Source organism: Rathayibacter rubneri (genome assembly GCF_023743255.1).
GTDB classification, from domain to species: Bacteria; Actinomycetota; Actinomycetes; order Actinomycetales; family Microbacteriaceae; genus Rathayibacter; species Rathayibacter rubneri.
Genome location: NZ_JAMRYM010000175.1, coordinates 1 through 3304, shown reverse-complemented (window position 1 = coordinate 3304; position 3304 = coordinate 1). Strand labels below are relative to the sequence as shown.

Below are 3304 nucleotides of genomic sequence, written 5' to 3'. Positions count from 1 at the left end.
CCGGACGCTTCAAACGGTGTCGCGGGGTTCGACAGTTCGAGATCCAGACAGCACGGCCAGGCGCGTCAGATACGCAGACGAGTCAGAACCCCGCGACACCACCAAGGCAATCACCGATACGCCCGCTCCGCGGACTACTCGATCAACGAGGAGGGGAAAGGCCCGCCTCCTCCCCCCTGCTGGTCGAGTAGCCCCGCAGGGGCGTATCGAGACCCACCACCACCCGCAGACAGGGATCTCGATACGCCCGCTCCGCGGGCTACTCGATCAGCGAGCAGGGGGCGGACGCACGAGCACCCCGCCGCGGTGCGCGACGGGGTGCTCGGAGTGCGTGGAGCCGGGGCTCAGCTCTCGAAGGTGGCGTCGAGGGTGATCTCGACTCCGGTCAGCGCCTTCGAGACGGGGCACGTGGCCTTGGCCTCGTCGGCCGCCTTCAGGAAGGCCGCCTCGTCGATGCCGGAGACCTCTCCGCTGACGACGAGGTGGATCCCGGTCAGCTTGAAGCCGCCCGCGGAGTCCGGGCCGAGCGAGACGTCGGCGCGCACGTCGAGGGCCTCGACGGTGCCGCCGGCCTGGCCGAGCACGGCCGAGAACTGCATGGCGTAGCAGGCGGAGTGCGCGGCGCCGAGGAGCTCCTCGGGGCTGGTGGCGCCGTTCGCGTCATCAGCGGCGCGCTTGGGGAACGAGACGTCGTAGGTGCCGAGCTTCGAGCTCGAGAGCTCGACCTGGCCCTCGCCGGTTTCGAGCGAGCCGTTCCAGGCGGTGCGTGCAGAACGAGTGGGCATGGTTCCTCCTCAAGAAGACGGGGAGAGCAGTAGAACGATCGTTCTCCCCTGATGCCACGAGCCTACGAGCACCGCGCACCCCACTGCAACCACCCCGCGGAACGCACAGCGAGGTGCCGGTTCGGCACGCCTCCCTCGGCGCGTCGTGTACCGGAGTGGCATCTCGCGGATCAGTGCAGGACCTTCAGCCCGATCACGCACGCCACGATGCCGAACACCAGCAGCGTGCGCACGAGCGAGAAGCCCTCGCCGCCGAAGAACATGCCGTAGAGCACGGTCAGCGAGGCCCCGATCCCGACCCACACCGCGTAGGCGGTGCCGGTGGGCAGCTCGCGCATCGCGGAGGCGAGCCCGGCCATGCTGGCCACCACCGCGACGCCGAAGACGACGGTGGGGCCCACGCGGGTGAAGCCCTCCGACTTGCCGAGCGCGGTGGCCCACACGGCTTCGAGGACTCCCGAGACGACGAGGACGATCCAGGACATGACGACTCCTACCGAGTCAGTCCTGTCGCTGTCCGGGTACTGCTCCCTCGTCCGGTCGCCGTCATCGGCTGCCCCCCATTCTGGCAAGCCTCACTGAGCGGACCGTGTGCACTCAGCGCGGCTGCGCCGGGTTGGTCGGGTCGCCGTGCGACGGCGGGTTGATCGGCGGTCCGGAGGTGGCGGGCGAGACCTTGGAGCCCGTCGAACCCTGCGAGACCTCCGGCAGCACGTCCGGCACGCGGCCGGCCGGCTCGGCGCCCTCGCGCAGGTGCGCGAGACGCGAGCGGAGGATCGTGGTCACGGGCGCCCGGTCGCCGTGCGCCTCCTCGTACTCGAGCAGCGTCGTGACGCCGCTCTCGTCCAGGGAGCGGATGCGCTCCGCGAGCGTCCCGAGCGGGATGTCGTTCCAGTCGGGCAGCGGCAGCTCCTCGCGGGAGGGTTCGGTCGACATGGTGCTCCTTCCGTTCCCGACCATCCCAGCGGCTCCGGGCGCGCGACCCCAGGGGCTTGACCCCTGCCGTCGGACGCCGGTCCGCTCGCCGGGTCGCCCGTCAGGAGCCGAGGCGACCCGTCAGCCGGCGGTGGAAGCCCGTGCTGCGCTCGTCCAGACCCTCGATCGACACGGTCGCCCCGCGGTCGCGGTACTTCGTCTCGATCGAGTCGAGCGCCGCGACGGTCGAGGCGTCCCAGATCTGCGCGTGCTGAAGGTCGACGACGACGTGCGCGGGGTCGTCCGCGTAGGCGAAGCGGTCGACCAGGTCGTTGCTGCTGCCGAAGAAGAGCGGACCGGTGACGTCGTAGCGCACCGACCCGCCGTCCTCGGAGACCACCCGCTCGACGGCGATCACGTGGGCGACCCGGCGGGCGAACAGGATCATGGCCAGCACCACTCCCACCAGCACGCCGAGCGCGAGGTTGTCGGTCGCCACCACGACGACCACCGTGACCACCATCACGAGCGTCTCGGGGAGCGGCATCCGCCGCAGCGTCGACGGGCGGAGGCTGTGCCAGTCGACGGTCGTGATCGCGACGATCATCATCACCGCGGCGAGCGCCACCATCGGAATCCGCCCCATCAGCGGGCTCAGGCCGGTGACGAGCGCCAGGAGGAACACGCCCGCGACGATCGTCGAGACGCGGGTGCGCGCCCGCCCCGTCTTCACGTTGAGCACGGTCTGGCCGATCATCGCGCAGCCCGCGATGCCGCCGTAGAAGCCCGCGAGGATGTTCGAGACGCCCAGCGCCCACGACTCGCGGCCCTTGTGCGACGGGGTGTCCGTCATCTCGTCGACGAGCTTCGCCGTCAGCAGCGTCTCCATGAGGCCCACGAACGCCACGCTCAGCGCGGTCGGCAGGATCAGCTGCAGTGTCTCGAGCGTGAGCGGCACCAGGAACGGGGTGATCCCGGGGAGCTGACCGGTGAGCGGTCCCTCGTCGGCGACGTCGGGCACGACGAGCCCGGCGACGATCACCGCGGTCGTCACCACGACGATCGCGACGAGCGGAGCCGGCACCGCCCTCGTGAAGCGCGGCAGCACCAGGATGATCGCGATCGTCACCGCGAAGAGCACGTACGCGACCCAGGGCACCCCGATCACGTGCGGCACCTGCGCGAGGAAGATCAGGATCCCGAGCGCGTTGACGAAGCCGATCATCACCGAGCGCGGGATGAACCGCATCAGCCGCGCGAGGCCCGCGAGTCCGAACACGATCTGGATCACCCCCGCCAGGATCACCGTCGGCAGCACGTACTCCACCCCGTGCTCGCTCACGAGCGGCGCGATGACCAGCGCGACGGATCCGGCCGCCGCCGTGATCACCCCCGGCCGCCCGCCGAGGATCGACATGGTGAGCGCGAGCACGATCGACGAGACCAGGCTGACCATCGGGTCCACGCCCGCGACGACCGAGAACGAGATCACCTCGGGCACCAGGGCGAGGGTCGTCACCATGCCGGCGAGCACCTCGCGCGAGAGCTGCCGCGGCGAGCGCAGCGCGTCGAGCACGGTGATCGCCCGGTGCACGGGCTGAGGG

4 protein-coding genes and 1 riboswitch are annotated in these 3304 nt (G+C 70.6%); all 4 genes read right to left on the bottom strand.

What is annotated here, in order from left to right; all coding sequences use genetic code 11:
• Positions 1-344: 344 nt before the first annotated feature.
• Entirely contained in the window at positions 345-785 is a 441-nt protein-coding gene (locus NB037_RS19010; protein ID WP_077222948.1) for an OsmC family peroxiredoxin, read from the bottom strand.
• A 170-nt stretch (positions 786-955) separates the two neighbouring features.
• Positions 956-1270, bottom strand: coding sequence for a DMT family transporter (locus tag NB037_RS19005; protein ID WP_251948553.1), 315 nt, complete (start codon positions 1268-1270; stop codon positions 956-958).
• 10 nt (positions 1271-1280) lie between these two features.
• Positions 1281-1344: riboswitch (guanidine-III (ykkC-III) riboswitch) on the bottom strand.
• 38 nt (positions 1345-1382) lie between these two features.
• Positions 1383-1721, bottom strand: a complete 339-nt coding sequence (locus NB037_RS19000; protein WP_251948551.1) for a DUF8129 domain-containing protein — start codon at positions 1719-1721, stop codon at positions 1383-1385.
• Between the two features lie 100 nt (positions 1722-1821).
• Positions 1822-3294 carry a SulP family inorganic anion transporter gene (locus NB037_RS18995; protein WP_251948555.1) on the bottom strand — a complete coding sequence of 491 codons (1473 nt, stop codon included), beginning with the start codon at positions 3292-3294 and terminating at the stop codon, positions 1822-1824.
• Positions 3295-3304 lie beyond the last annotated feature (10 nt).

Coding starts and splice junctions, on each gene's coding strand:
- NB037_RS19010 (WP_077222948.1), bottom strand. CDS start 785: ATGCCCACTCGTTCTGCACGCACCGCCTGGAACGGCTCGCTCGAAACC.
- NB037_RS19005 (WP_251948553.1), bottom strand. CDS start 1,270: ATGTCCTGGATCGTCCTCGTCGTCTCGGGAGTCCTCGAAGCCGTGTGG.
- NB037_RS19000 (WP_251948551.1), bottom strand. CDS start 1,721: ATGTCGACCGAACCCTCCCGCGAGGAGCTGCCGCTGCCCGACTGGAAC.